This is a genomic window from Ruegeria sp. AF7 (assembly GCF_056541885.1).
Map to the genome: position 1 here is coordinate 61,134 of NZ_JBQFYX010000009.1, position 26,289 is coordinate 87,422.

Annotated in this window: 34 protein-coding genes; 21 read left to right on the forward strand and 13 right to left on the reverse strand. The window is 60.8% G+C overall.

Annotation, left to right across the window (positions count from 1 at the left end):
* The first annotated feature begins 82 nt into the window (after positions 1–82).
* Entirely contained in the window at positions 83–883 is an 801-nt protein-coding gene (locus ACR0AP_RS14535; protein ID WP_480507365.1) for a hypothetical protein, read from the forward strand.
* A gap of 75 nt (positions 884–958) precedes the next feature.
* On the opposite strand, the gene ACR0AP_RS14540 is transcribed toward ACR0AP_RS14535, so the two are convergent.
* The 3 genes from ACR0AP_RS14540 to cobD are packed head-to-tail and all read right to left on the reverse strand — an operon-like array spanning position 959 to position 4,016.
* Complete coding sequence (locus ACR0AP_RS14540) at positions 959–2,122, reverse strand: lytic murein transglycosylase (protein WP_480507367.1); 1,164 nt, start codon at positions 2,120–2,122, stop codon at positions 959–961.
* Between the two features lie 11 nt (positions 2,123–2,133).
* On the reverse strand, positions 2,134–3,054 hold the full coding sequence (cbiB, locus tag ACR0AP_RS14545) for an adenosylcobinamide-phosphate synthase CbiB (protein WP_480507369.1): 921 nt from the start codon (positions 3,052–3,054) through the stop codon (positions 2,134–2,136).
* Positions 3,051–4,016: a threonine-phosphate decarboxylase CobD gene (gene cobD / locus ACR0AP_RS14550; RefSeq protein WP_480507371.1), complete on the reverse strand. Its 966-nt coding sequence runs from the start codon at positions 4,014–4,016 to the stop codon at positions 3,051–3,053. Before cobD ends, cbiB begins: the two co-directional genes overlap by 4 nt.
* Before the next feature lie 185 nt (positions 4,017–4,201).
* Here cobD and ACR0AP_RS14555 point away from each other — a divergent pair, with 185 nt between their 5' ends.
* Entirely contained in the window at positions 4,202–4,564 is a 363-nt protein-coding gene (locus tag ACR0AP_RS14555; RefSeq protein WP_209506176.1) for a response regulator transcription factor, read from the forward strand.
* Here ACR0AP_RS14555 and ACR0AP_RS14560 read toward each other — a convergent pair.
* A complete protein-coding gene (locus ACR0AP_RS14560) occupies positions 4,546–5,535 on the reverse strand; it encodes a glutathione S-transferase family protein (RefSeq protein WP_480507373.1) in 990 nt (329 codons plus the stop codon). The two genes, ACR0AP_RS14555 and ACR0AP_RS14560, sit on opposite strands and share 19 nt — an antisense overlap.
* Before the next feature lie 212 nt (positions 5,536–5,747).
* On the opposite strand from ACR0AP_RS14560, the gene ACR0AP_RS14565 reads away from it, so the two are divergent.
* On the forward strand, positions 5,748–6,101 hold the full coding sequence (locus tag ACR0AP_RS14565) for a hypothetical protein (protein ID WP_209506181.1): 354 nt from the start codon (positions 5,748–5,750) through the stop codon (positions 6,099–6,101).
* 151 nt (positions 6,102–6,252) lie between these two features.
* Here ACR0AP_RS14565 and ACR0AP_RS14570 read toward each other — a convergent pair whose 3' ends face one another.
* Positions 6,253–7,425: a MalY/PatB family protein gene (locus tag ACR0AP_RS14570; protein WP_480507375.1), complete on the reverse strand. Its 1,173-nt coding sequence runs from the start codon at positions 7,423–7,425 to the stop codon at positions 6,253–6,255.
* A 94-nt stretch (positions 7,426–7,519) separates the two neighbouring features.
* Between ACR0AP_RS14570 and def (ACR0AP_RS14575) the strand changes: the two genes are divergently transcribed.
* From def (ACR0AP_RS14575) to ACR0AP_RS14595, 5 genes are read left to right on the forward strand one after another with little or no spacing between them, the layout of a single operon-like run.
* Positions 7,520–8,038, forward strand: coding sequence for a peptide deformylase (gene def, locus ACR0AP_RS14575; protein ID WP_480507377.1), 519 nt, complete (start codon positions 7,520–7,522; stop codon positions 8,036–8,038).
* Complete coding sequence (gene def, locus ACR0AP_RS14580) at positions 8,035–8,529, forward strand: peptide deformylase (RefSeq protein WP_480507379.1); 495 nt, start codon at positions 8,035–8,037, stop codon at positions 8,527–8,529. Before def (ACR0AP_RS14575) ends, def (ACR0AP_RS14580) begins: the two co-directional genes overlap by 4 nt.
* Positions 8,530–8,582: 53 nt before the next feature.
* The gene (gene fmt / locus ACR0AP_RS14585; protein WP_480507381.1) at positions 8,583–9,491 is read left to right on the forward strand and encodes a methionyl-tRNA formyltransferase; all 909 of its coding nucleotides are present in this window, start codon (positions 8,583–8,585) and stop codon (positions 9,489–9,491) included.
* A gap of 10 nt (positions 9,492–9,501) precedes the next feature.
* Positions 9,502–9,738, forward strand: a complete 237-nt coding sequence (locus ACR0AP_RS14590) for a hypothetical protein (RefSeq protein WP_209506192.1) — start codon at positions 9,502–9,504, stop codon at positions 9,736–9,738.
* 1 nt (position 9,739) lies between these two features.
* A complete protein-coding gene (locus ACR0AP_RS14595; protein WP_267364067.1) occupies positions 9,740–9,976 on the forward strand; it encodes a GlsB/YeaQ/YmgE family stress response membrane protein in 237 nt (78 codons plus the stop codon).
* Positions 9,977–10,036: 60 nt separating this feature from the next.
* Here ACR0AP_RS14595 and ACR0AP_RS14600 read toward each other — a convergent pair whose 3' ends face one another.
* The 7 genes from ACR0AP_RS14600 to ACR0AP_RS14630 form a co-directional block, all read right to left on the reverse strand.
* The gene (locus tag ACR0AP_RS14600; RefSeq protein ID WP_480507383.1) at positions 10,037–10,639 is read right to left on the reverse strand and encodes a COG3904 family protein; all 603 of its coding nucleotides are present in this window, start codon (positions 10,637–10,639) and stop codon (positions 10,037–10,039) included.
* A 64-nt stretch (positions 10,640–10,703) separates the two neighbouring features.
* Positions 10,704–11,327 (reverse strand): trimeric intracellular cation channel family protein, encoded by a 624-nt coding sequence (locus ACR0AP_RS14605; RefSeq protein WP_209506199.1) that lies wholly within the window; start codon positions 11,325–11,327, stop codon positions 10,704–10,706.
* A complete protein-coding gene (rnhA, locus tag ACR0AP_RS14610) occupies positions 11,324–11,791 on the reverse strand; it encodes a ribonuclease HI (protein ID WP_480507385.1) in 468 nt (155 codons plus the stop codon). Before rnhA ends, ACR0AP_RS14605 begins: the two co-directional genes overlap by 4 nt.
* Complete coding sequence (locus ACR0AP_RS14615; RefSeq protein WP_480507387.1) at positions 11,784–12,371, reverse strand: class I SAM-dependent methyltransferase; 588 nt, start codon at positions 12,369–12,371, stop codon at positions 11,784–11,786. Before ACR0AP_RS14615 ends, rnhA begins: the two co-directional genes overlap by 8 nt.
* Positions 12,368–12,820 (reverse strand): DUF3429 domain-containing protein, encoded by a 453-nt coding sequence (locus ACR0AP_RS14620; protein WP_480507389.1) that lies wholly within the window; start codon positions 12,818–12,820, stop codon positions 12,368–12,370. Before ACR0AP_RS14620 ends, ACR0AP_RS14615 begins: the two co-directional genes overlap by 4 nt.
* Complete coding sequence (gene ispH, locus ACR0AP_RS14625) at positions 12,817–13,767, reverse strand: 4-hydroxy-3-methylbut-2-enyl diphosphate reductase (protein ID WP_209598781.1); 951 nt, start codon at positions 13,765–13,767, stop codon at positions 12,817–12,819. Before ispH ends, ACR0AP_RS14620 begins: the two co-directional genes overlap by 4 nt.
* Before the next feature lie 188 nt (positions 13,768–13,955).
* The gene (locus ACR0AP_RS14630) at positions 13,956–14,531 is read right to left on the reverse strand and encodes a LabA-like NYN domain-containing protein (RefSeq protein WP_267364074.1); all 576 of its coding nucleotides are present in this window, start codon (positions 14,529–14,531) and stop codon (positions 13,956–13,958) included.
* Positions 14,532–14,676: 145 nt separating this feature from the next.
* Between ACR0AP_RS14630 and folK the strand changes: the two genes are divergently transcribed.
* From folK to ACR0AP_RS14685, 11 genes are all read left to right on the forward strand, one after another.
* Positions 14,677–15,246, forward strand: coding sequence for a 2-amino-4-hydroxy-6-hydroxymethyldihydropteridine diphosphokinase (gene folK / locus ACR0AP_RS14635; protein ID WP_480507391.1), 570 nt, complete (start codon positions 14,677–14,679; stop codon positions 15,244–15,246).
* A 94-nt stretch (positions 15,247–15,340) separates the two neighbouring features.
* Positions 15,341–15,694, forward strand: a complete 354-nt coding sequence (gene rpoZ / locus ACR0AP_RS14640; protein WP_480507393.1) for a DNA-directed RNA polymerase subunit omega — start codon at positions 15,341–15,343, stop codon at positions 15,692–15,694.
* Positions 15,695–15,720: 26 nt separating this feature from the next.
* Positions 15,721–17,853 (forward strand): RelA/SpoT family protein, encoded by a 2,133-nt coding sequence (locus ACR0AP_RS14645; protein WP_480507395.1) that lies wholly within the window; start codon positions 15,721–15,723, stop codon positions 17,851–17,853.
* 16 nt (positions 17,854–17,869) lie between these two features.
* The gene (locus ACR0AP_RS14650; protein ID WP_267364078.1) at positions 17,870–18,562 is read left to right on the forward strand and encodes a DUF2062 domain-containing protein; all 693 of its coding nucleotides are present in this window, start codon (positions 17,870–17,872) and stop codon (positions 18,560–18,562) included.
* Positions 18,562–19,308, forward strand: coding sequence for a pyridoxine 5'-phosphate synthase (locus ACR0AP_RS14655; protein WP_480507398.1), 747 nt, complete (start codon positions 18,562–18,564; stop codon positions 19,306–19,308). The genes ACR0AP_RS14650 and ACR0AP_RS14655 overlap by 1 nt, the downstream gene beginning before the upstream one ends.
* Positions 19,305–19,931 (forward strand): LysE family translocator, encoded by a 627-nt coding sequence (locus tag ACR0AP_RS14660; RefSeq protein WP_480507400.1) that lies wholly within the window; start codon positions 19,305–19,307, stop codon positions 19,929–19,931. The genes ACR0AP_RS14655 and ACR0AP_RS14660 overlap by 4 nt, the downstream gene beginning before the upstream one ends.
* Positions 19,932–20,024: 93 nt before the next feature.
* Positions 20,025–20,417: a hypothetical protein gene (locus tag ACR0AP_RS14665; RefSeq protein ID WP_480507402.1), complete on the forward strand. Its 393-nt coding sequence runs from the start codon at positions 20,025–20,027 to the stop codon at positions 20,415–20,417.
* Entirely contained in the window at positions 20,414–20,833 is a 420-nt protein-coding gene (acpS, locus tag ACR0AP_RS14670) for a holo-ACP synthase (RefSeq protein ID WP_209506227.1), read from the forward strand. The genes ACR0AP_RS14665 and acpS overlap by 4 nt, the downstream gene beginning before the upstream one ends.
* A 62-nt stretch (positions 20,834–20,895) precedes the next feature.
* Positions 20,896–21,735: a signal peptidase I gene (gene lepB / locus ACR0AP_RS14675; RefSeq protein WP_480487137.1), complete on the forward strand. Its 840-nt coding sequence runs from the start codon at positions 20,896–20,898 to the stop codon at positions 21,733–21,735.
* Positions 21,732–22,409, forward strand: a complete 678-nt coding sequence (gene rnc / locus ACR0AP_RS14680; protein ID WP_480483758.1) for a ribonuclease III — start codon at positions 21,732–21,734, stop codon at positions 22,407–22,409. Before lepB ends, rnc begins: the two co-directional genes overlap by 4 nt.
* A gap of 154 nt (positions 22,410–22,563) precedes the next feature.
* Complete coding sequence (locus tag ACR0AP_RS14685) at positions 22,564–23,040, forward strand: hypothetical protein (protein WP_480483757.1); 477 nt, start codon at positions 22,564–22,566, stop codon at positions 23,038–23,040.
* Between the two features lie 51 nt (positions 23,041–23,091).
* On the opposite strand, the gene ACR0AP_RS14690 is transcribed toward ACR0AP_RS14685, so the two are convergent.
* Positions 23,092–24,474, reverse strand: coding sequence for a multicopper oxidase family protein (locus tag ACR0AP_RS14690; RefSeq protein ID WP_480507404.1), 1,383 nt, complete (start codon positions 24,472–24,474; stop codon positions 23,092–23,094).
* A gap of 160 nt (positions 24,475–24,634) precedes the next feature.
* Between ACR0AP_RS14690 and era the strand changes: the two genes are divergently transcribed.
* Positions 24,635–25,543, forward strand: coding sequence for a GTPase Era (era, locus tag ACR0AP_RS14695; protein WP_480473866.1), 909 nt, complete (start codon positions 24,635–24,637; stop codon positions 25,541–25,543).
* Positions 25,540–25,869 carry a DUF1491 family protein gene (locus ACR0AP_RS14700; protein ID WP_209598772.1) on the forward strand — a complete coding sequence of 110 codons (330 nt, stop codon included), beginning with the start codon at positions 25,540–25,542 and terminating at the stop codon, positions 25,867–25,869. Before era ends, ACR0AP_RS14700 begins: the two co-directional genes overlap by 4 nt.
* The last annotated feature ends 420 nt before the right edge of the window (positions 25,870–26,289 follow it).

The following is a 26,289-nucleotide window of genomic DNA, read 5'->3' on the forward strand; positions in this document are numbered from 1 at the left end:
CCGCCGCTGTGGTTGACGAGCCACGCACCGCTTCGTTAGTGCAGCAGCGATCCCGTTTCGGCTTAGGGCAAGAGGTGCTGTTTTGGATTTTCAAGTTGCAAGTTTCTGGTTTGGCTCGCCGTTATCTTGCGTTGAAAGAGTATGCATTCAGTCCTTTCTGGATCATGGCTATGTCTTCCACCTGTACGTGCTGGATCTGAACATAGATGTTCCCGAAGGGGTCGTTGTTCATGATGCCCGCGAAATCTATACAGATGAAACCACCGAAAACCTGACCGGTGGCCGGAGACGGATGGCGGTCTATTCAGACATCTTCCGGATCCACATGCTGCAAAAAACCGACTATGTGTGGGTTGATCTGGATATCTACTGCATCCGGCCGCTGGATGTTCCACCGGACTATCTGTTTGGTGTCGTCTGGCGCAATAAGGCGATGAACAATTGCGTATTGCGTCTTCCCAAAAATTCTCTGGCACTGAAGCTGATCCTGAATTTCCTTGAGTCAGAAGTCCCGATCCCGTTTTGGTTGGGCAGTGATCACATTGAAAAACTGGTCAAACGCTATGAGGCGGGCGAGACACTCACGCTTTACGACCTTCCGTGGACGACAACCGGCCCAAGCGTGACCCGCTGGGCGCTGGGGGTCACTGGTGAAATCGACCGAGGCCAGCATTGGCATTTATATTGGCCGCGTCGCGGGTTTCTGGACCCGGTCGAGAACATTGAAGACTACGAACCCGATTGGGCCCGGTTTCATCACTTCCAGGGCGAAACCCGCAGTGGTATTCGCAGTAAGTTCGGCGGTATTCCTCCAAAGGGAAGTTACATCGATATTGTCTGTCACAGACATGGAATTGACCCCGAAAAATATCCGGTCACATAATCAGCGGTGACGGCGCTGATATCGTCGAATAATCTTCGGGTTTTGCGTCATACCATAGAAGTGCGGGCCGCTGGATCAGAGTTTTCCCAGCAACTCCATCGTTGGCCATGCGTCCGCAGGCAGGCCCAGACGTTTCTGCTCCGCCTGCGTCGCAGCTCGCGTCCCTGACCCCAGGATCCCGTCGATCTTGCCCACATCATATCCTTTGGCCTGAAGCTTGGTCTGCAACTGTTTCATCTGCGCGCCACTCAGGCCCTGCGCGGGATTGCCCGCATCATAGATCTGGCCGCCTTCAAGCCGTGTTCCGAAATAAGCGGCGGTCAGAACATAGACAAAGCTCTGGTTCCATTCGAAATAGACGTCGAAATTGGGGTAGGCCAGAAAGGCAGGCCCGTTGCGCCCCTGTGGCAGGATCAGCGAGGCGGGCAGGTTGGCCAAGGACCCGCCGCGCGCCTGAACGCCCATCGCCTGCCATTCCGCCACCGAACGCGGTTTGCCGGGGCCGGACAGGGACCAGTCCATCTGCGCGGGCACGGTGACCTCCTGCAACCAAGGCTCACCCGCGCGCCATCCCAGATGAGACAGCATTCTGGCCCCCGACATCAGCGCATCAGGGGCCGAGCTTTTCAGGCGGACATGCCCGTCACCGTCACCATCGACGCCGTTTTCCAGTATGTCACGCGGCAGCATCTGCACCATGCCGATCTCTCCGGCCCATGCGCCGGTGGTGCGGGCCGGGTCGAAATCACCGTTCTGATACAGCTCGATGGCGGCGAAGATCTGTGGCCGGAACAGTTCCGGGCGGCGGCAATCATGGGCCAGCGTCACCAAGGCGTTGCGGGTGTTGAAGTCGCCCTGAAACGATCCGTAATCGGTTTCAAATGCCCAGAAGGCCAGCAGCACCCCGCGGGAAATGCCATACTCGCGCTCAATCCGATCAAAGACCGCATCGTACTTACGCGACATCGCTTGCCCGCGCTCGATCCGGTTCTGCGAAATCAGACGACGGGAAAACTCAATAAAGGGCTTCTGAAACACGCCCTGCGCCCGGTCGGCCTTCAGCACGGCGCTGTCCTGCTGCACCCCGTCAAAAAACCCGTTCACCGCTGATTTGTCCAAACCCTGCTGCACGGCTTCGGTCTTCAGCCCTTTGACAAAGGAGTTAAATCCACCTCCACATTGCGCCAGCGCAGGTGAGGTAAACAGGGCGGCGGCGATCAGGCCAGAGAGTATACGCATGAAAGGGTCCGTCAGAATATCAGTTCGGCCCCAACCCACACTGACACGAGCGCAAGCGCAAGCCCCCAAACCCGCCAGAGCATGTCACATGCGCGAAAAACTTCTGATGCACCGATCTCGCGCGGGGCGTCACCATTGACCCAGGCCAGATCGCGCACCTGCCCGTCATAACTGCGCGGCCCTGCCAGCGCGACATTCAGGGCGCGGGCCATGGCGGCTTCGGGCCAGCCAGCATTGGGCGAAATATGGCGTTGCGCATCCCGCATCATCTCAACCCAGCGCGACCATTGGCCGGACAGCGCCACGATCATCACGCAGGTCAGGCGGGCAGGGATCAGGTTCAGCAGGTCGTCGAACCGGGCCGCGGCCCAGCCAAAATCACGGTACGTTTCGGTGCGATAGCCGATCATGCTGTCGGCGGTGTTCACCGCCTTGTACACCAGCAACCCCGGAAGCCCGGCGACCAGAAACCAGAATGCAGGGGCAATGACCCCGTCGCTCAGGTTTTCAGCCGCGCTTTCGATGGCGGAACGCGCCACCTGTGCCCCGGTCATATCCTGCGTGTCGCGCGAGACGATCATAGCCACCTGCGCCCGCCCGTTTTCCAGCGAGGTTTGCAACCCGTCACCAACCGCGCGGACATGGGCAACCAGCGACTTTTGCGCCAGCAGAATCGCGAAGCCAAGAATTTCAACCACCGGCCCCAGTAGGGACAGACCCCACCCAAGGCCCCATGCGCCGCAGATCAGAAGGGCAAGCACCGCCACCCCCTTCAACCGCCGACCGCGCCCGTAATTCAGGCGTTTGTCCAGCCATCCGATCAGGTTGCCGATCATCACCGCCGGGTGTTTGACGCGGGACCAGAGCCAGTCGGGCTCTCCCAGAGTGGCGTCCAGGCACATGGCGCAGACCAGCATCAGGGCAGGGCTCACAGCGCGGCCTCCAGCCTGTCCCACCCCTTTTCCGGTGGCAGACCCAGACGCAGAAAGGTTGTTGAATAAGGAAAGATACGGCTCCAGATATGGGCGCGGGCCAGCCGGTCCTGCCACCCCAAGGCGTCATCAACCCGATACAGACGAAACAGGCTGGTGCCACCGACGATATCTGCGCCCCTGGTCAGCATCAGCGCATCCAGCCGGGCCGCCTCATCCGCCAGTCGCGCGCGCGTGGCATCGGCCCAGTCATCGTCCGACAGGGCTTGCGTTCCAACCCGCAGGGCCGGGCCGGACACAGACCAGGGTCCGGTCAGGTCGTTCAGGCGGTTGATCAACTCAGGCCGCCCGATGGCAAACCCAAGCCGCATCCCGGCCAGCCCCCAGAACTTGCCAAAACTCTTCAGCACGATCACGCCGGGACGTTCCGCCATATGGATCAACGATGCCTTTGGCGTGACATCGCAAAAGCTCTCGTCGATCACGTTCAGCGGGGCCGAGACATCGCTTTCCTGCCAGATGCGCCCGTCCGGGTTATTGGGATGCACGATCACGCGGGCGTCAGCCGCGCCCTCAGGCTGAACACGCCACCCCTGCGCCGAAAAGGCGGCGGCGTGTTCGTTATAGGTGGGCGGCGTGATCTGGACACGCCCTGGCGCGGCCAGCGCCGGAATACGAGAGATGACAGCCGATGCACCGGGCGCCGGTAGGATTGCAGCCCCTTGCGGCACGTTCCAGAACCTGCGGGCCGCATCACTCAGCCGTTCAAAGGCACCGTGATCCGGCAATTCGGCCCAATCCCCGGCGGTCAGGCCCGCAACGGCGTAAGGATGCGGATTGATTCCGGTCGACAGATCGATCCAATCTGCACGCGCTCCGCCATACCTGACAATCGCCCTGTCCAGCCCCCCGCCGTGGTCGCGAACTGCGCGGGGGTCCAAGCCGTGATCAAGTGTACTCATCTGCTCTCTCTGCGGGGATTGACCGGTTTCGGGGTGCTTCAAGCGGATTTTTGCCATTTACACAAGCAAATCCGCCCGAACACGCAAGCGTGCGGCTGCTGTTAACACTTTGTTAAGGAAATAACGAGATCACGGACCACGGGGGTCGGCACCACTCACCATACCAAGTGCCGAGGTTGTTGCAAATGAAAGTTCTGATTGTTGAGAGTAACCCCGACCTTGGTCGGGTCTGGAAAAGACATCTGGAGCGGCAAGACGCCGAAGTCACGCTGGTTGACGCTCAGGAGGCCGCCATTCTGGCGCTCTATGGCACGGATTTTGATATCATCGTGCTGGATCTGGTTCTGGAAACCGGAAGCGCATTGGCTGTGGCCGATTTTGCCAGCTATCGCCGCCCCGAGGCGCGGGTGATTTTTGTCACCAACACCACCTTCTTTTCCGACGGGTCGATATTTGCGCACAGTCCCAATGCCTGTGCCTATGTTCAAAGCGAAACGCCGCCAGAGGATCTGGCGGCGATGGTCGAACATTACGCTGCCGGGCGCTGATCGCGCCCATGCGGCTCCCTGTAATCCAGCACCGGGTTCACCGGAATGATGCGGTGCGGATTGATGCTGTCATGGCTGTAGTGGTAGTGGCGCACGATATGATCCATGTTCACGGTCTCGGCGACACCGGGCCATTGATACAGCTCCCGCGTATAGGCCCATAGGTTCGGATAATCGATCAGGCGCCGCCTGTTGCACTTGAAATGCAGGTGATAGACCGGGTCGAAGCGGATCAGGGTTGTAAACAACCGCCAATCGGCCTCGGTGATCCGGTCCCCCATCAGATACCGGTTCCGGGCCAGACGCCCTTCCAGCCAGTCCAGCGTGTCAAACAACGGGTGTACAGCGGCGTCGTAGGCCGCTTGCGAGGTGGCAAAGCCCGACTTGTAGACGCCGTTGTTGACGTCTGAATAGATGCGCGCATTGACCTCTTCGATCTCGTCCCGCATCGCCTCGGGCCAGTAATCGTCCGTATTGCCAGTAATCCCGTTGAAGGCCGAATTGAACATGCGGATGATTTCCGAACTTTCGTTCGAAACGATGGTCTCCTGCGCCTTGTCCCACAGGATCGGAACCGTGACACGACCGGAATAGGACGGATCCGCCTTGGTATAGATCTGATGTGCATAGCTCAGCCCGTAAAGACGGTCACCCGTGGCACCGTGATCATCCGCCTCAAAGGTCCAGCCGTGACCCAGCATGTCGGGATGCACGACCGAGACCGAAACCAGATCGCTCAGCCCCTTCAACGCGCGAAAGATCAAGGTGCGATGCGCCCAGGGGCAGGCGTGGCTGACATACAGGTGATACCGCCCGGCTTCGGCCCGGAACCCGCTTTTGCCCGACGGTCCCGCGCGGCCATCGGCGGTCAGCCAGTTGCGAAACTGCGCCGCGCTGCGTTTGAATGCGCCACCCGTGGATTTGGTGTCATACCAGGTGTCTTGCCATTTTCCATCGACCAGCAGGCCCATATCTCATCCTCCGCATAGGCGTTTGGCCAAAGATAGGTCCAAGCCCCGCCTGTTCCTATGCATTTGCCCGCGCACAAGACCTGCATGCGCGCACAGGCAATGCTGGGATTTCTGTGCAACAAACCGCAGGCACAGCCCGTTGCGTGAACGCGTTCACTGGATTTTTACAACAGTTCCCGCACAATAGAGGTCATTAGCGGGGGAGTGATTTTATGAGTACTTATGTTTCAAAGGAAATACGCGCCGAGTTGGACGCGGCCCGAATCGCCACATTGAAAAAGGCCAGTCGCCTTCGTGTCCAGATGGGCGACAATACCTACAAAATTCTCAAATTGTGGAAAGATGGTTTCACGGTTGAGGCGGAAACAACACCGCGCCTGCGCGGGTTGGTCGATATTTATGACGGGGCCAATCTTCTGTATCAATGCCTGATCATTGCCGATCAGGATGAAGGCGGCGAGATGCGGTATGAATTCAAACGCAGCACCGCCGCCCATGACAAGGCACCGCTGGATTTCTACCGCGCCCCGGATGCGCCCATCGCGTTGCTGGGCTACGAAGACTAGGATCGGAGTTCTATCGTAGTACCGGGTTAGGTCAGGGTAACGCCCAACAGGCCGTTAGGCTGGCTATCGCTATGGATTTCGCCATTCAGGTCCGCGCCCGGCCAACAGGCGCGGTCCATTGTGAGGCCAGCCAACCCAGCCACCGCTTGGATTATTGCAGGTCACCAAAGGCCCGTTTCAGTCGCACGCAAGCTTCCTCGACCCGCGCCCGTTGTGTGGCCAGGTTGAACCGTTCAAACGTTTCTCCTCCAGTGCCGAAACCCGGCCCGGACGAGGTTGCGATCCGCGCGTCCTCGCGCAATCGGCGGACAAATTCAGCGTGATCCATACCGGTGCCGGAAAAGTCGACCCAGGCCAGATAGGTTGCCTGCAAGGGCATCGACCATAGGCCCGGAATCTCGGCGATGGTCTGGTCGAACAGACGCCTGTTTCCGTCCAGATGCGCGATCTGGGCATCTGCCCATTCCGCGCCAGCCGGGCTGTAGGCGGCGGTGATCATCGCCACACCCAACGCGCTGGGGCCATAATCCAGCGTTGCCAGCCGATGCTTCATCGCCTCGCGCAGTTTGGGGTCGGGAATGATCATGTTGCCGGTGCGCTGCCCGGCGATGTTAAAGGTCTTCGATGCCGCAGTCAGCGTCACCGTCCATGGCCGCGCATCCGGGGCTGCCACATCCATCGGCACAAATTTGGCGCCGGGATAGACCAGATCGTGGTGAATCTCGTCTGACACAAGGATCAGCCCGTTGCTCTCGGCAAATGCGGCCACGGCGCGCAGTTCCTCCGGCGTCCAGACGCGGCCCGACGGGTTCTGCGGCGAACACCACAGCAACATCTTCTCGGACCCGTCCAGCCGCGACTGGGCGTCGTCCAGGTCAAGGCCATAACTTTCCCCGTCCCGCACCAAAGGGCATTCCACGACCCGGCGGCCCGATTTGTTCACCTTGTGGGCAAACTCATGGTAAACGGGGGTAAAGATCACGATGCCATCACCGTGATCGGTCCAGACATCCAGCGACAGGGCGATTGCATTGCCCAAGCCCTGAGTGGTCAGAACCCAGTCCGTGTCGATTTCCCAATCGTGGCGGGTTTTCATCCACCACTGGACCGAGGCCAGATACTCCGGGTGCGCCCAGGAATACCCGAACACGCCGTGATCCGCGGCCTTGCGCACCGCGTCGATCACGCAGGGGGCTGTCGGGTAATCGGAATCGGCCGTCCACATGGCCAGCCCGTCTTCGGGCGAGACGCCGTACAGCATCTCCATCTTGTCCCATTTGGAACTGTTGGTGCCCCGGCGGTCGATCAGGTCGTTGAAAGTCATGTCTGCTCCATTTTCTCGACCGAAAGCTAACCGCAATTCAGGCAGGTGCAAGGGGGGCGTTGCGGCGCGGGTCACGATGCCCTAAATCAGCCTCATGAAACGTAACATCCTGATCTATCCCGACCCCCGTCTCAAGAAGGTCTGCGCCCCCGTGGCCGACCTCACGGACGACCTGCGCGCGCTGGCCGATGACATGCTGGAAACGATGTATGACGCCCCCGGTGTTGGCCTTGCCGCGCCACAGATCGGCGTGCTGGATCGCTTGATCGTGCTGGATTGCGTCAAGGAAGAAGGCGAGGCACCGCGCCCCCTGATCATGTTCAACCCGCAGGTCGTCGCGGCCTCGGAAGAAACCAATGTCTACGAGGAAGGCTGCCTGTCGATCCCCGATCAATACGCCGAGGTGACGCGCCCCAAAGTGGTCGATGTGACTTGGATGGACCGCGACGGAAACCTGCAACAGGAAACCTTTGACGGGCTCTGGGCCACCTGCGTTCAGCACGAGATCGATCATTTGGACGGCAAGCTGTTCATCGACTATCTCAAGCCGCTGAAACGGCAGATGATCACCCGCAAGATGCAAAAGCTCAAACGCGAACGGGCCCGTGCATGACCGTTCGTACCTGCCTGCCATGGCCTGACAAACGCCTGCGCACCAAGGCGGATGATGTGCCCGAGATCACCGATGAGATCCGCGCCATCTGGGACGACATGATCGACACGATGGAGGCGATGCCCGGCGTCGGTCTTGCCGCGCCACAGATCGGGGTGATGCTGCGGCTGGCCGTTGTTGACGGTTCTGCCGAACGGGGCCGGGCCGTGCGTCTGGCAAACCCGGAAATCCTGCACAGCTCGATCGAACTGCGCGAACATGAAGAGGCCAGCCCGAACCTGCCCGGCGTCTCGGCCACAATCAAACGCCCGCGCGCGGTGACCGTGAAGTTCCTGAACGAACATGGCATGCTGGATCGCCGCGATTTCGTCGGGATCGACGCGACCAGCGTACAGCATCAGATCGACCACCTGAACGGGCGGATGTATTTCGACCGGCTCAGCAAGGTCAAACGTGACATGCTGCTGCGCAAGGCGCGCAAACAAACCTGACGTCCGTAGGCCGGGCTTCAGCCCGGCACCTGTCCCAACTGCCGGAGCCAACGATGCGCATCATCTTCATGGGAACCCCCGATTTTTCGGTCCCGGTGCTGGACGCACTCGTCAAGGCCGGGCACGACATCGCCGCCGTCTACTGTCAGCCTCCGCGCCCCGCCGGACGCGGCAAGAAAGACCGCCCGACACCGGTTCATGCCCGGGCCGAGGCGCTGGGCCTGCCCGTTCGCCACCCAACCTCTCTGAAATCTGCTGACGAACAAACCGCATTTGCCGCGCTGAACGCCGATATCGCCGTCGTCGTCGCTTATGGCCTGATCCTGCCGCAACCCATTCTGGACGCGCCGCGACACGGCTGCCTGAACATCCACGCCAGCCTGCTGCCGCGCTGGCGCGGTGCCGCCCCGATCCACCGGGCGATTATGTCCGGCGATGCCGAAACCGGGATCTGCATCATGCAGATGGAGGCCGGTTTGGACACCGGCCCGGTCCTGCTGCGACAGGCAACCGCGATTGAAGCTGAAGAAACCACCGCCCACCTGCATGACCGGCTCTCGGCCATGGGGGCCGCGCTGATCGTCGAGGCGCTGGCCAAACTGCCGGACCTGTTGTCCGAGCCTCAGCCCGAGGATGGCGTGACCTATGCCGCCAAGATCGACAAGTCCGAGGCCCGCATCGACTGGACCCGCCCGGCGGTCGAGGTCGACAGGCAAATCCGCGGGCTGTCACCCTTTCCCGGCGCATGGACCGAAATGAATGGCGAGCGCATCAAGCTGCTGGCATCGCGGCTGGCAGACGGGCAGGGCGCAGCGGGTGAGGTTCTGAACGACGACCTGCACGTGGCCTGCGGTCAGGGCGCGGTCGAACTGCTGCGCTTGCAACGGGCGGGCAAAGGCGCGCAGGATAGGGAAACCTTCCTGCGGGGCTGGCCCATTCCCACCGGCACCCGCCTGACCTAGGAGAAGCCCGATGTTCATGGTGATGATGGGGACCGTCGTGATTGCCGGGATCGTCGGATATCTGTCCGAACAGACCGGGTTCACTCATAACGGCTATCTTCAGTCGATCATCATCTGCGTGGGCGGGGCGTTCCTGTTCTACTTCATCCGCATCATGTTCGGGATCAGCTTTGGCCCTCCCGGTCTGGATGCGGTGATCTCGTCTGTCGGCGCCCTGATCATCGTGCCGACGCATTGGAGGAAGTGACATGCCCATCGTCGCCCTGATCATCATCGGCGCTGCCGCGGGGTTCCTCGCCACCCGCCTGATGCGGATCGAGGCGGACATTCCAACCACCATGCTGATCGGTGTCATAGGCGCCCTGATCGGAGGGTTCGTTCTGCGGTTTCTGATAACCGTCATGGGCTGGATGTCGGGCTTTGTGGGCGCGGTTCTGGGCGCATTGCTGGTGATCTGGATCTGGCAGACCTACCTGCGCCGTTAGCATATTCCTTGGCCGCGCATTCCGTCCCGCAAACCTTCACTCGACCGATAGTGCAGCAGATCAGCGCTCGTCGCACTCCAGCGCTGAACCAAGCGCCGGGGCGGTTTTTGTGGTCATGTCGAACCGGTTCGCCTCGGCGGCGGTCATCCAGTGGATGCTGTCGGCGGGGGCCGCATACAGCGTGTACCAGTAAAACGCCTCATCGACGCCAATGTCCCTGAAATAATCCAGATAGCGGTCATGTTCCGGGTCATCTTTGGGCAACTCCGTGGCCACCAGCCCCGATCCGGCCCAGCTGTGCACGCCCACACAGGCCCCCGGCTGCAAAACACGTCGGTGTCCGGCCAGAAACAGATCGGTGCCGCCGCTGGCAACCAGACCGTCCGAGGGCACAACGGTATCGAACCCGGCCTTGCGCACCTCTCGGCTGAAGATGACATTGGCGTCGTCATCCACCGACCCCTCGATATATTGCAGCACCAGCGTGCGCGCTTTGGGGTTTTCGGCGGTGACGTCTTCGAAAGCGGACAGCGTTGTTTCGTCAATCGTGCCCGAGGCGATGATCCGGTCACCCTCGGCAACAAAGTGGACAGGCGCATAATATGCGCCGCAGGAGGCCAGCAAAGCCAGTGAGACCGCAATCGATGTAAGTCTGAACGGCATTTGGCCTCCGGGCTGCGCGTTCCAAACAGCTATCAGCCCGCCCCGGTCGCGTCCACCGACAGGTTCAGTTGCGGGGCGGGCGGCTTTTGTAGACGGGCAATTGCCAGCCAAACACCAGCGACCCGGCCCGCAAGGCCCAGCACACAAGGGCGCACAGGCCCAGCACAAAGGCGGGCTCCAGCCCCAGCCTGACCGCAAGTACCGCCGTCAACGCCCCCAAAAACGCGCACGAGACGTAAAGCTCGCCCTGTTTCAGGACCAGCGGCACCTCGTTGCAGACCACGTCGCGCATCAGCCCGCCCAGACACCCGGTCGTCACACCCATCAGCACGACGATGATACCGGGCTGATCCAGTGACAGCGCGGCACCGGTTCCGGCGGCAACGGCGACCGACAGTGCGAAACTATCCAGCCAGACCAGCCAGTTATAGCGGCTTTCCACCAGATGCGCGGTAAAGAACACAAACACCGCCGCCGCGACGGCGATCAGGATGTAATCCGGCTGGCCGACCCAGAAGATCGGGTGACGGTCCAGCAGCAGGTCGCGTACCGTGCCGCCGCCAACTGCGGTCAGGCAGGCCATGAAGGCAAAGCCCACCAGATCCAGCTGCGCCCGGCTGGCCACCAGCGCCCCGGTCAGCGCAAAGATCAGAACCGAGGCATAATCCAGCAGCGTCAGCGCGCTCACGCCTGCGCCTTTTTCGGCTTGAACGGCGCCATGCCTGCGCGGGCCAGTTCATCGGCCTTTTCGTTTTCTGGATGGCCCGCATGGCCCTTGACCCATTCCCATGTCACGTCGTGGCGATCCTGCGCCTCGTCCAGTCGCTGCCACAGATCGACATTCTTGACCGGCTTCTTGTTCGAGGTTTTCCAGCCATTCCGCTTCCAGCCGAATATCCAGCCGGTGACGCCGTTCTTCACATAGGCGCTGTCGGTGACAATGGTGATCTTTGACGGGCGCTCCAGCGTCTCCAGCGCACTGATAGCAGCCAGCAACTCCATTCGGTTGTTGGTCGTCTCGGCCTCGCCCCCGTTCAGTTCCCGCTCTTTCAGAACCCTGTCCCCGTTCATCGCGCGCAGCAGCACGCCCCAGCCTCCGGGGCCGGGATTGCCGGAACAGGCGCCATCTGTATAGGCAAACAACTCAGGCATGGGCGAACACCAGTATAAACCCGTCGTACGACCCGGCCAGACCCTTGCCCATTCCTTCGACCGTGCGGTCAACCGTGAACCCGGCCTGGGTCAGCGCCTCTCGGATCTCGGCTTCCGAGTAATAGGTGTAATAGCGGTCCAGATCGTCACGATGCTCGCCCGTGCCCAGCTTCATGCCCAGAAACAGCTGGCCGCCGGGCTTCAGGGCCGTGTGGATCGCTTTCAGGTGACACGGAAAATCCGCACGCGGCGCGTGCAGCAGGGAAAAACTGGCGTAGACACCATCATATTCGGCGGTTTCGGTAACATCGTCGAACGTACCCAGATGCGCGTCCACCCCGTTCCGGCGGGCATGTTCGACAAAGGCGGGGGTGGCATCCAGCGCCCGCACCTTCAGCCCCTGACGCATCAGGAAACCGCTGTCCGATCCGGGGCCTGACCCCAGATCCAGCACATAGCCGCCCGCACCGACCGCATCGACAAAATCCTGACGGGTCTTGAGTTGTTCGGCTGGCAGAGGAATGGCCAGATATTCGTTTACTCTGTTCGTGTAGGCATCAATCGTGCGTTTGTCGCTCACAGGTACACTCCTACGGCTAGGCTGGCCAGAACGACCGCGGTCAGCAGGATACGCAGCTTCATCCACCAGACCGGCGTCAGCCGCCAGTATGAATACAGGGCGTCCAGCAGCAGCAAGCCAGTGAACCCGTAGATCAGATTGGTGCCCGCAGTGACCGGCCCGCCGCCTGTCATGGCAAAGGCCCACAGCGCAGGCAGGACCGACAGCCCATAACACAGCGCCGCCTTGCTGCCCGAGGTCTTGGTGGCAAACCCCCACAGAACACCGGACATAAAGCTCAGGATGACCGAGCCATAGAACAGCTGCACATAAGGGCCAACAAAGCGCTGGCCAAATGTATGCGAACCCCAGTCGTTCAGATCACCGTTCAGATAGGTCAGCGCGCCCCAGACAAACGGGACCAGTCCCGCCAGCCCCAGATAAAGCGGCGCCTTCGGCACGCCGGTCACGCCGGTTGCCTCAACACGCGCGGCACTTTGAATTCGACGTTTTCAGTTGCGGTCTCGACCGGCTCGACAGTGACATCGTAATGATCGCGGAAGGCGTCGATCACCTCGTTCACCAGCAATTCCGGGGCCGATGCGCCTGCGGTCACCGCAACGCTTTTGATGCCCTGCAAAGCGCGCCAGTCGATCTCGGTCGCACGCTGGACCAGCTGTGCATATTTGCACCCCTCGCGTGATGCGACCTCGACCAGACGGCGGGAGTTTGACGAGTTCGGAGCCCCCACAACCAGCAGCGCATCGGCCTTGGGCGCCACGGCCTTCACGGCCTCCTGCCGGTTGGTGGTCGCATAACAGATGTCTTCCTTATGCGGCCCGACAATGGCCGGGAACCGGGCCTGAAGGGCTGCGATGATGTCCTTGGTATCATCCACCGACAGGGTGGTCTGGGTGACAAAGGCCAGCTTGTCGGGGTCGCGCACCTGCACGGTGGCCACATCATCGACCGTTTCGACCAGCAGCACATCACCTTTTGGCAGCTGTCCCATCGTACCAACGGTTTCGGGGTGGCCCTTGTGGCCGATCATGATCATCTGCAATCCCGCATCCGCATGGCGCTGTGCCTCGACATGAACCTTCGACACCAGCGGACATGTGGCATCCACATAGATCATCTCACGCTGCGCGGCTTCGGCGGGTACCGATTTCGGCACACCATGGGCGGAAAAGATCACCGGGCGGTCATCGGGGCATTCATGCAGTTCTTCGACAAACACAGCCCCTTTGGCCCGCAACCCGTCGACCACGAATTTGTTATGCACGATCTCGTGGCGCACATAGACCGGCGGCCCCCATTTTTGCAGGGCCATTTCAACGATCTTGATGGCGCGGTCCACACCGGCGCAGAACCCGCGCGGCGCGGCCAGGTAAAGTGTCAGTGGCGGCTTGGTCATTCGGCTGTCTCCTTAGGGCACAGGTAAGTCTTTTCCCGGCCTTGGTCCAGACAGGACATTGTCATTCATCTGACACGAATCGTTGTTAGTCAGAGGATGTTTCAGCACCAATCCTTAGTTAAAGAAGCGCGGCCAGGACTCCGGTCTTGACCGCGCGAATTTTCCCATCAACAGGCAGTGGTGCCGGATCAGCTGCCGCCTGCAACCGCGACGCTGCGATGCTCTGTCGGCATTTCACGCGGCGGGCGACCGATCACGTCACGCAGATCCTCCAACTCGATGAAGTTGTCGGCCTGACGGCGCAGCTCGTCCGAAATCATCGGCGGCTGGCTGCGGATCGTTGACACGACCGACACGCGAACGCCCTGACGTTGCAGGCTGGCGATCAGCGGGCGGAAATCCCCGTCACCCGAGAACAGCACGATATGATCCACACGCGGTGCCAGTTCCATGGCATCGACCGTCAGCTCGATATCCATGTTTCCTTTGACTTTCCGACGCCCCATGCTGTCGGTGTATTCCTTGGCCGGTTTGGTGACCATGGTGAAGCCATTGTAATGCAGCCAGTCAACCAATGGGCGGATCGGTGAATACTCGTCGTTTTCAAGCAGCGCTGTATAGTAGAAAGCCCGAAGCAACTTGCCACGGCGCATGAATTCCTGCCGCAGAAGTTTGTAGTCTATGTCGAAACCGAGTGCTTTTGCCGCGGCATAAAGATTCGAGCCGTCGATGAACAGCGCTAGCCGTTCGTCCTTATAAAACATAAATAGGTCCTTCCGGTACAATCCAGACTGCGTCGCGTTACGTGAGTGAGTGGGTGTTTTATAAATTGACGCAATCTGGTGGGCTTATAATTAGAACTTTTGGCCGTTATCGCAAGTATGCATTGTGTCGAATATAGGGTAGCATATGTACAATTCTTTGCCAAATGCGGTTGTGGCATTGGGCGCAAATCTCGATCTGAGAGGAAATGGGCCCGCTGAAACGCTACAGCGCGCAATTGACGCACTTTCGCAGCAGGGCGTAGTGATTCGCTCTGTCAGCCGGTTTTTTGCGACACCCTGCTTCCCCGCTGGCGCTGGTCCGGATTACGTGAATGCGGCTGTGCTGATCGAAACCGACAAATCCCCGGCCCAGCTTTTGCGCGTACTGCACGAGGTTGAACACCAGTTCGGTCGTGAACGGGTGCAGCGCTGGGGAATGCGGACGCTGGATCTGGATCTTGTGTGCTATGGCGATCAGATACTGCCCGACCGCACCCTGTTCGACCGCTGGCTGACCCTGCCGCCCGAGGCACAGCGGCAAGAGGCACCGGATCAGCTGATCCTGCCGCATCCGCGCCTTCAGGACCGCGCCTTTGTGCTTGTGCCGATGGCGGATATTGTGCCCGACTGGCGCCACCCCGTGCTTGATCGAACGGTTTCCCAGATGGTCGACGACCTGCCCCCGTCCGAGGTTGCGGCGGTTACGCCGCTGTGATCCCTGCAAATGCAGCATTTCCTGCTTGTCAAGGCGCGGAATCGCGCTTAGATAAACCCCTTCCTGACATGGACTCAGAAACGGAGAGCGCCCAATGGCCCGCGTGACGGTTGAAGATTGCGTAGACAAGGTTCCAAACCGGTTCGAACTGGTGATGCTGGCCGCCCATCGGGCGCGCGAGATTTCTGCCGGTGCCGCGATTACCGTTGACCGTGACAACGACAAGAACCCTGTCGTGTCCCTGCGTGAAATCGCCGACGAAACCCAAGGCGCGGACGCCCTGCGCGAACGCCTGATCGAGGCCAACCAGACCCAGATCGAGGTTGATGAGCCGGAAGAAGATCAGATGGCGCTGCTGATGGGTGCCGAGACGGACAAGCCTGCGATGGACGACATGTCCGAAGAAAAACTCCTGCGCGCCCTGATGGAGGCTCAAGGGCAGGGGTAAGCTCCAAAGACGAAGGTGCGGACCGGATGATTTCTGCTGACGATCTGATTGCGCTGGTCCGCAACTACAATCCCAAGACGAATGCTGAACGTATCGCGCTGGCCTATGAGTTCGGCCAGAAGATGCACGAAGGGCAATTCCGCCACTCTGGCGAGCCCTATTTTACCCACCCTGTTGCCGTTGCCGCCATCCTGACCGAACAGCGTCTGGATGATGCGACGATTATTACGGCTTTGCTGCATGACACGATCGAGGACACCAAGGCCAATTACGGCAAGGTGTCCGATCTGTTCGGGGATGAGGTCGCCAAACTGGTCGATGGCGTCACCAAGCTGACCAACCTGCAACTGTCCAGCCGCGAAACCAAACAGGCCGAGAATTTCCGCAAGCTGTTCATGGCCATGTCCAAGGACCTGCGGGTCATTCTGGTCAAGCTGGCCGACCGTCTGCACAACATGCGCACCATCAAGGCGATGCGGCCCGAAAAGCAGGTTCAGAAAGCGCGCGAGACGATGGATATCTACGCGCCGCTTGCGGGCCGCATGGGGATGCAATGGATGCGCGAGGAGCTCGAAGACCTCGCGTTCCGCGTCCTGAACCCCGAAGGCCGCCAGTCGATCATCCGTCGCTTTATCACGCTGCAACGTGAAACCGGCGATGTGATCCACCGCATCACCGGCGACATGCGCCACGAGCTGGAAAAGGCAGGCATCGAGGCCGAAGTCTTTGGCCGCGCCAAGAAACCCTATTCGATCTGGCGCAAGATGCAGGAAAAGGATCAGGGCTTCTCGCGCCTCTCGGATATCTACGGGTTCCGCATCATCACCCAGACGGAAGAAGACTGCTATCGCACGCTTGGGGCCATCCATCAGCGCTGGCGCGCGGTGCCGGGTCGGTTCAAGGACTATATCAGCCAGCCGAAATCGAATGGCTACCGCTCGATTCACACCACCGTTTCGGGCCGCGATGGCAAACGGGTCGAGGTTCAGATCCGTACCCGCCAGATGCACGACGTGGCCGAAACCGGCGTTGCGGCGCACTGGTCCTACCGGGACGGGGTGCGCACGGAAAACCCCTTTGCCGTCGATCCGGCGAAATGGATATCCAACCTGACCGAGCAATTCGACAACGAGGAAGACCACGAGGATTTCCTCGAAGCCGTCAAGCTCGAGATGTATTCGGACCAGGTCTTCTGCTTCACCCCCAAGGGCGACGTGGTGAAACTGCCGCGGGGCGCGACCCCGATCGATTTCGCCTATGCCATCCACACCCGGATCGGCCATGCCTGCGTGGGGGCCAAGGTCGATGGCATTCGCGTGCCGCTCTGGACGCGGATGAAGAACGGCCAGTCGGTGGATATCATCACCGCTGACGGGCAGACACCGCAGGTCACATGGCTTGAGATCGCCGTCACCGGCAAGGCTCGCACCGCCATCCGCCGCGCCCTGCGCGAGGTGGATCGCGAACGGTTCATCAAGCTGGGCAAGGAACTGGCGCGCTCGGGTTTTGACCATGTGGGGCGCAAGGCCACCGACAAGGCGCTTGATACTGCCGCCAAGCACCTGCGCCTGAAAGACCGGCATGAATTGCTGGCCCGTCTGGGCAGCGCCGAACTGACCGCTCATGAGGTGGTTCAGGCCGTCTATCCCGAACTGGCTCAGGATGACGGCGACGCCATCCCGCTGCGGCGCGCCGTGATCGGTCTTGAACCCGGCCAGAAATTCGACCGCGCGCCCTGCTGCCAGCCGCTGCCGGGCGAACGGATCGTCGGCATCACCTACCGGGGCAAGGGTGTTGTGGTGCACGCCATCGACTGCGACAAGCTCAGCCAATATGAAAGCGAACCGGAGCGCTGGGTCGATCTGCATTGGCATTCTGGCACGCACCCGGCCGTCTATGGGGCGACACTGGATCTGACCATCGGCAACGATGCCGGGGTTCTGGGGCGCATTTGCACATTGATCGGCGAGAAAAAGGCCAATATCTCGAACCTGGAATTTGTGGACCGCAAACCGGATTTTTACCGCCTGCTGATCAATGTCGAACTGCGCGACCTTGAACAGTTGCATTCGCTGATGCTGATGCTTGAGGCTGAAAGCGACGTTGCAGCGGTCGAGCGTTATCGGGACCGGACCAAAACCGCGACCGCGGCTGGCTGAGAAGGGGTGATCACGGGTGGTATTCAAGCGCCGAGACCGACGCTCTCCTGTTCAGGTCGCTTCGGAACTCGTCTATCCGCGTGGCGGATGGACCCGCGCCTTCCACTATGTCAAACACCGTGTCCGCCGCCTGCCGGATTCCCCTGACCGGATTGCTCGCGGCATCGGGGCGGGCGTTTTCGCATCCTTCACGCCGTTTTATGGGCTGCACTTTCTGGTCGCTGCAATTGGTGCGCGGCTGATCAAGGGAAATATTCTGGCCGCGCTCAGCGGTACGTTCTTCGGCAACCCCCTGACCTATGTCCCGATTGGGGTGATCTGCCTGCAAACCGGGCATTTCCTGCTGGGCACCGAATATGAAGAAGGCGACACGCAGGGGCTGATGGGCAAATTTGCCGACGCAATCGGTGACCTCAAGGACAACCTTCTTGCGCTCTTCACCGATCGCGTGGCCGACTGGCACGGGCTGGGGCAGTTCTATCACGACGTTTTCTATCCCTACATGATCGGCGGCATCATTCCCGGTATCGTGGCGGGCATCATCTGCTACTACCTCAGCCTGCCGCTGATCCTGACCTACCAGCAGCGCCGCCGCGCGAAGATCAAGGCAAAGTTTGAAGAAATCAAACGTCTGGCCGGAGAAACATCTGCCAGTCCCGCGCCAAGATCGCTAAGGTCGGGGCGAAAATCTGCAAAAGGAACCAAATGATGTCCGAAAGCCGTCTGCGTCTGGGTGTGAATATCGATCATGTCGCCACCGTGCGCAACGCGCGCGGCGGGGCCTATCCTGACCCGCTGCGCGCCGCCAAGCTGGCAGAGGAGGCCGGCGCCGACGGCATCACCGCGCATCTGCGCGAAGACCGCCGCCATATCTCGGACGCCGATATTGACGGCCTGATGGAGGTTCTGTCGGTGCCTCTGAACTTTGAGATGGCCGCCACCGAAGAAATGCAGAAAATCGCCCTGCGTCACAAGCCGCACGCCGTCTGTATCGTTCCCGAAAAGCGCGAGGAACGCACCACCGAAGGCGGGCTCGAAGTCGCGCGCGAGGAAAACAAGCTGGCCCATTTCATCGCACCCCTGCGCGAGGCCGGATGCCGCGTGTCGATCTTTATCGCCGCGGATCAGCGTCAGATCGAGGCCGCGCACCGCATCGGCGCCGAGGTGATCGAACTGCACACCGGCGCCTATTGCGATGCCCATGCCGAAGGCCGCATGGACGCCGCCGCGCGCGAGCTTGAAGCGCTGCGCCAGATGTCCACCTTTGCCCATTCGCTGGGGCTCGAGGTCCATGCAGGCCATGGCCTGACCTATGACTCCGTAAAGCCGGTTGCCGCCTTCCCCGAGGTCATGGAACTGAACATCGGACATTTCCTGATTGGCGAGGCGATCTTTCTGGGTCTCACCCCCGCCATTCGGGAAATGCGCCGTCTGATGGACGAGGCACGCGCGTGATCACCCCCGGCTTTATCGCCATCTGGTTCGCCTGGCTGATGGCCGGGGGCTCGCCGGGCCCGGCCACGATGGGCATTGCCGGAACCGCCATGAACGAAGGCCGCACCGCCGGGCTGGCCTTTGCCCTTGGCATCTGCGCCGGATCGGCCGCCTGGGGCATTGCCGCAGCACTGGGCCTGTCGGCGGTCATGCTGGCCAATGTCTGGCTGTTCGAGGTGATCCGCTATGTCGGCGTGGCCTATCTGGGCTGGCTGGCGCTGAAGGCCCTGAAACGCGCGATGACCTCGGATGATGAGGTCGCCCTGGGCAAACCGGTCACCGGCACGCTGCCCACGATCTTTGCCAAAGGTGCGGCGATCCACCTGACCAACCCCAAAGCAATCCTCAGCTGGGGGTCGATCTATGCCATCGTCGCGCCAAGCGATGCCAGCCTGCCGATGCTGCTGGGCTATTTCGCCATGCTGTACGCGGGATCACTGATGATCTTCATCGGCTATGCGTTTTTGTTCTCATCCGCCCGCATGGTCCGCACCTACCGCCGCGCCCGCCGCTGGTTCGATTTCGCCTTTGCCGGGTTCTTTGGCGTGGCGAGTTACAAGATCCTGACGGTGCGGTTGGGGTGAGCGATTCAGACTGAGGCCTGTTTGTTGAACTTTTTGTTTTCACAAGATAAAAGGGTTGGGTTGCATCGCCCTTTGTTTCTGAGCATTGTGCTCATGACCTATGTTTTTCTGAGTATGGCAAGGACATTTCTTTGGTTTGAATGGCCGACAAGGTTTTCCCCGCTGACCCTTTCGCTTGTGGTGGCCGCTTTGCTGTACGGTTTTGATACCGGTCGCAGAGGTTACCAATGCGGCCCGTCAGTAAAAAGTTGGATACTCGCGCGAAAAATGGTTCTGACCACTTTTCTTGCTGTGCTTGCTTTCGCTTTGTTTGACATTCTGACAGACCCAACCCGACACTGGCACCGGCCAGAGCAAACTGCACTGATGTGCCTTGAGCTCTTGATCAGTTTGGGTGTTTCCTGGATTTTGTGTCGTTACGCATTTGTCTTTGGTGTTGGCAGAGGGTTCAGCATGCACTTAAGTAAAAACGAGCGAAAAACATGATCCTCGGCATCGGCACAGACCTTGCAAATATCGACCGCATTCAGGGTACGCTTGACCGTTTCGGCGACCGGTTCCGCAACCGTGTCTTTACCGACACCGAACAGCGCAAGGCCGAACGCCGTGCGGATACCGCAGGCACCTATGCCAAGCGCTGGGCCGCGAAAGAGGCATGTTCCAAGGCGCTCGGCACCGGCCTGCGCATGGGCATTTCGTGGAAGGACATGGCCGTCACCAACCTGCGCACCGGGCAGCCGGTGATGCATGTCACCGGCTGGGCCGCCGAACGTCTGAACGAACTGACCCCCGCAGGGCACGAGGCGATCATCCACGTCACCCTGACCGACGACCACCCCTGGGCACAGGCCTTTGTCGTGATCGAGGCGCGTCCTCTGCAAGATCACGTCACACAGCCTTGACTTGACCCCATCCCCCCCGCATGTAGCAGCGAAGCCAAGCACAGAGAACTGGAGAGAGCAGTATGGCCGACGAAGCCAAAACCGGAAGCGGCGTCTGGGAAACGATCAAGACCATCGTCTATGCCCTGCTGATCGCGGGCGTGTTCCGGACACTCTTCTTTCAACCGTTCTGGATTCCCTCCGGTTCGATGAAACAGACGCTGCTGATCGGCGATTTCCTCTTCGTCAACAAGATGGCCTACGGCTATTCCTACGCCTCATGCCCCAGCCTGATCATCCCCAGTGTCGGTCTGAATATCGACGCCGAAGATCTCTGCGGCTGGATGCAGGGCGACGACGGCGGCCGCATCTGGGGCGGCGATCCCGTGCGCGGCGATGTCATCGTCTTCCGCCACCCGGTCAGCGGGCGCGATTATATCAAGCGCCTGATCGGCCTGCCGGGCGACCGCATTCAGGTCCGCGAGGGGCAGATCATCCTCAACGGCACACCGGTTCCGCAACAGCCTGACGGCATATTCACCGAAATCGCCGAACCGCAGGGCCCGCAACGCCTGCGCCCCCGCTGCGAAAACGGCCCCGTCGGTGTTGGCGGCGCCTGTGAAAAGTCGCGCCTGATCGAAACCCTGCCCAACGGCGTCACCTATGACGTGCTGAATATCGGCAATCAGGGCTCGGACAATACCGGCATCTATACCGTGCCCGAGGGCCATTATTTCTTCATGGGCGACAACCGCGACAACTCGGCTGACAGCCGCCTGCCGCAATCCGCTGGCGGGGTTGGCTATGTGCCCTACGAAAACCTGATCGGTCGCGCCGACCGGATCATGTTCTCGTCTGCCGGGCGGTCCATGCTGTTCTTCTGGACCTGGCGTGGGGATCGCTTCTTCAAGGCGGTCAATTGAAGCTCTCAGCCGAGATAAAGGCTTTCCAGCAGCGTTTGGGGTATGAATTTGCCAACCCCGAGCTGCTGGTGCGTGCGCTGACCCACGGCTCGGTCTCATCGTCGACCCGGCCCGACAATCAGCGGCTTGAATTTCTGGGCGACCGGGTGCTGGGTCTTGTCATGGCCACCGCGCTGCTTGAGGCCGACAAGAAAGCCTCCGAAGGCCAGCTTGCGCCCCGGTTCAACGCTCTGGTCCGCAAAGAGGCCTGTGCAGATGTCGCCCGCCAGATCGATCTGGGCGCGGTGCTGAAACTGGGCCGGTCCGAGATGCTCTCGGGGGGGCGCCGCAAACAGGCGCTGCTGGGCGACGCGATGGAGGCGGTGATTGCCGCCATCTACCGCGACGCCGGGTTCGAAGCCGCCCGCGATGTCATCCTCGCCCTCTGGGGCGACCGCATCCACAAGGTCGAGGCCGACGCCCGCGACGCCAAAACCGCGCTTCAGGAATGGGCACAGGCGCGCGGCCAGAAACCGCCCAGCTATGTCGAGGTCAAACGCAGCGGCCCCGACCACGCCCCCGTCTTCACCATCGCCGCCCGCCTTCAGGACGGAACCGAAGCACAAGCCACCGCGGGCTCCAAACGCCAGGCCGAACAAGCGGCTGCCAAGGCGTTGCTGGAGCGGGTCGGCTGATCCCTGTTGAAGCTCGGCCTGTCACAAACTTCAATCTAACTTGAAGACTATAGAAGCCACGACAGACGACCTGTATCTGGGTATCAGTCGTTTTGGCACCCGTCAGACTGCGGCAGGTCAAAGCACTCGGGAAACAACGTATTAAGGCAATCCAATGCAACGTGCAAAACTCTCGCTCGTCAATATCGGCTTCCTGTTCATTGCCGGGTTTGTGGCAACCATGGCCTTCGATTTCTGGGGGCAAGTTGTCAGTCCGGGGATCGGCTGGGCCAACCTGTCACCCGAAGGTCTGGCGCAGAGTTTGCTGTCCAGTCTGGGTTTGCCCAGCAACGCTTTTCTGGGCTTCTTCGTGCATTTCTACATTGTCGGCCTGATTGCCTATCCTTTGGGTTGGTTCCTTATTTTCCAGCCAATCTGGGTCAAGGTACTGGGTCCGGTCCACATGTTGGCAGCCTCGGCAATCTATGGATTCGGTCTGTGGGTGTTTGCAATCGGAGGTGTCACGACCTTTGCCGGTCTGCCGCCGTTCCTGAACTTCGTCGGGATCACATGGGTCGCGCTGATCGGCCACGTTTTGTACGGCATCGTGTTTGTTGCCGTGCTGAACCCCATCCTGCGCCGTCACCCGTGATCTGATCCGTTCTATCCGTCGGTCCGGTGTCGGGCCGACGGCTTTCATTTATCACTCCACCCGGAAAAACCCGGTCAGCCCGGTTTTCTGATGTTCGATCACATGGCAATGAAAGGCCCAGTCGCCGGGGTTGTCCGCCACCAGCGCGATGTCCGCCACCTCATCCTTCAACAGCAGCATCGTGTCGGTCATCAGCGGAGGCAGGGTGCGCAGGTTGGATCGCAGCGGCACGAAGGCCAGCCCGTGCAGGTGGATCGGATGCAGGTTGGGCGACTCGTTGCGCAATCGCAGGACATAACTATTGCCCTGTTCCAGAACCGCCAGCGGCCCGGTGCCCTGCGCTGCATCACCCGGCCAGGGTTTGCGGTTGATCGACCAGAAACTATACCCCAGCGTGCCGCAGAACCCGTCATTCGGGGCACCGCCTTCGGGGGTCCAGCCAAAGACGAACTCATGCAATTCCGCACGGTCCGGATCGGGGCGCGCAACGGGATTTGCACGCAACGGGCGCAGCTCTCTCAGATCACGCGCCGCTGATGTGCCAGTCGCCCGCAAGCGCGCCATGGCGCGGTGCGGCTGGCCGGGAAACTTGGCCATCAGGTCCGCCGACCGCCCTTCGCCCTCGGGCATCCGGACGGCAAAATCCACCCGTTGACCGGGGCCCAGCAACAGCGGTTCATCCGCCGTTGGCACCGGCAGGTCGATCTCGACCGGATGCCCGTCCCAGGCGATGATCCGGGTCTCGGCCCCCTCGGGATGCAGCTTATAGATGCGGGTCGTGTCCGTGTTGACCACCCGCAGCCGTACCAGACTGCCCGCCGCGTGCTCATAAATTGCTGTGCTCTGCCAGTTGGCGGTCTGCACCGTGCCAAACGTGCCCGCCCGCGCCGCACCCCGCGCCGTATAGGCAGGCAGGAACGCGTCATCCTCGTCCAGACGGAAATCCCGCAGATTGATCACCTGTTCGCTGTCGAACCCCGGCTCGTCCGGCTCGGCAATCACCATCACGCCGGTCAGCCCGCGCGCCATCTGCTCCATCGTCATGCAATGGGGGTGATACCAGTAGGTCCCCGCATCCGGTGGCGTGAATTCATAGGTGAAACTTTCGCCCTCGCCGATGGGCATCTGGGTCAGGTAAGGGACCCCGTCCATCTCGTTGCGAATGCGCAGCCCATGCCAGTGCATCGAGGTATAATCCGGCAAGGTGTTGCGCACACTCAGCCGCATAGGTTCGCCCTGCCGCCCAAACAGAACCGGCGGCGGCGCATCGGGCGACAGGCTGACCATCCCCGCGGTAAGCTGTTCTCGCAGCCGGTAACTGGCGGGTTGCAGCACCAGTTCATGTGCTGCATCACCTGCCGCCAGCGACCATCCGCCCAACCCAAACGCACCTGCGGCGGCGCCGCTTCCAAGAAGAAACTCGCGACGTTTCATGACAACCTCATTGAAAGGATTTGCGGCCGGGCTGGAACTGGCTGGGCACCTGCACCTGTCCTGCCACCGCAAACGCAGGGCCGCAATGCGACAAATCCCTCTGGCCCGCCGCCCCTTTCTGCTATAGGGGGGCGCAGTTGCAGACAGGATTGCCAGACACATGACCACACGCGCCGGATTTATCGCCCTGATCGGAGAGCCCAACGCAGGCAAATCCACCCTCCTGAACCGCATGGTCGGGGCAAAGGTCTCGATCGTGACCCATAAGGTGCAGACCACCCGCGCCCGTATCCGCGGCGTTGCGATGGAAGGCGATGCGCAACTGGTCTTTGTGGACACGCCGGGTCTGTTCAAACCGCGCCGCCGTCTGGACCGTGCCATGGTCGCCGCCGCCTGGGGCGGGGCCGCCGATGCCGATATCGTCGTGCTGATGGTCGAGGCGCATCGCGGCATCACCGAAGGGGTCGAACGCATCCTCGAAGGGCTGGCCGAGATCGGGCAGGGCCGCACCATCGCGCTGGCCATCAACAAGATCGACAAGGTGCCGTCCGAGAAACTGCTGGCCCTGACCAGCGACCTGAACGCGCGCTACCCCTTCGCCGAAACCTTCATGATCTCGGCCGAAAAAGGCCACGGCGTCGACGACCTGCGCAAATGGCTGGCGGGCGAATTGCCCGAGGGGCCGTGGCTTTACCCCGAAGACCAGATCGCCGATCTGCCCCTGCGCATGATCGCGGCTGAAATGACGCGCGAGAAGCTGACCCTGCGCCTGCATCAGGAACTGCCCTACCAACTGACGGTCGAGACCGAAAACTGGGAAGAACGCAAGGACGGCTCGGCCAGAATCGATCAGGTCATCTATGTCATGCGCGACGGCCACAAGGGCATCGTTCTGGGCAAGAAGGGCGAGACGATCAAGGCCGTCAGTCAGGCCGCGCGGGCGGAACTGGAAGAGTTCCTCGACCGCAAGATCCACCTGTTCCTGCAAGTGAAAGTCCGGCCCAACTGGCTTGAGGAATCCGAGCGCTATTCGGAAATGGGTCTGGATTTCAAAGACGGCAACGCATGACCCGCCTGACCGCCGATTTCTGGGTTCACGCCTATCTGGCGCGGCTCCGGTTTCAGGAAATCCCCGCCTTTGTCGTGGCCCATGGCGACGACACCGCGGGCGCGGTTCTGGTCAAGCTCAACACGCTCGACGGGCAGGCCACCGCCTTTCAGCGCAGCTTTGATCTGATGAGCGGCGAACGCACATGGGTCGAACTGTCCTCCGGCCCCGAGGGCGACGTGGATCACGCCATCCAGCGCCAGCGCAGCTTTGACCCCGACCTCTGGGTGATTGAGGTCGAAGACCGGCAAGGCCGGCACCTGCTGGGTGAAGAGGGGCTGGAGTAGCGGGCCGGGTGAAAGTCGGTTTTGAGGCCATACCGGCCCCTTATCACACAAAGGCCACCGCATGACAGGGGCGGAGTTGCGGTTCGCTCCGTTGCTGTTGCCGGTACGGTCGATTTTCGGTGATGGCAGTTCCGCTTACTTGCTTCATAGGCTGGCACGTGTTTGGTTTCGCGTATGCGAATACGGTTTAGAGCAACAACTGGCGGCGACAAAAGGAACGAAGCGCAAGCAACGTCTTGGAAGCTCAAACAAACTGCACCATTGCGCTATGATATCGGCGAGTGCATATACTGCTCGTCCGCCCAAGAACTTACTAATGAACACACGCTTCCGTATTCGATTTGGGGCAACGGGGTGCTTGTTGGTGCGAGTTGTAAGCACTGCCAAACGCTCATTCAGCCGCAAGAGCAGTATGTGCTG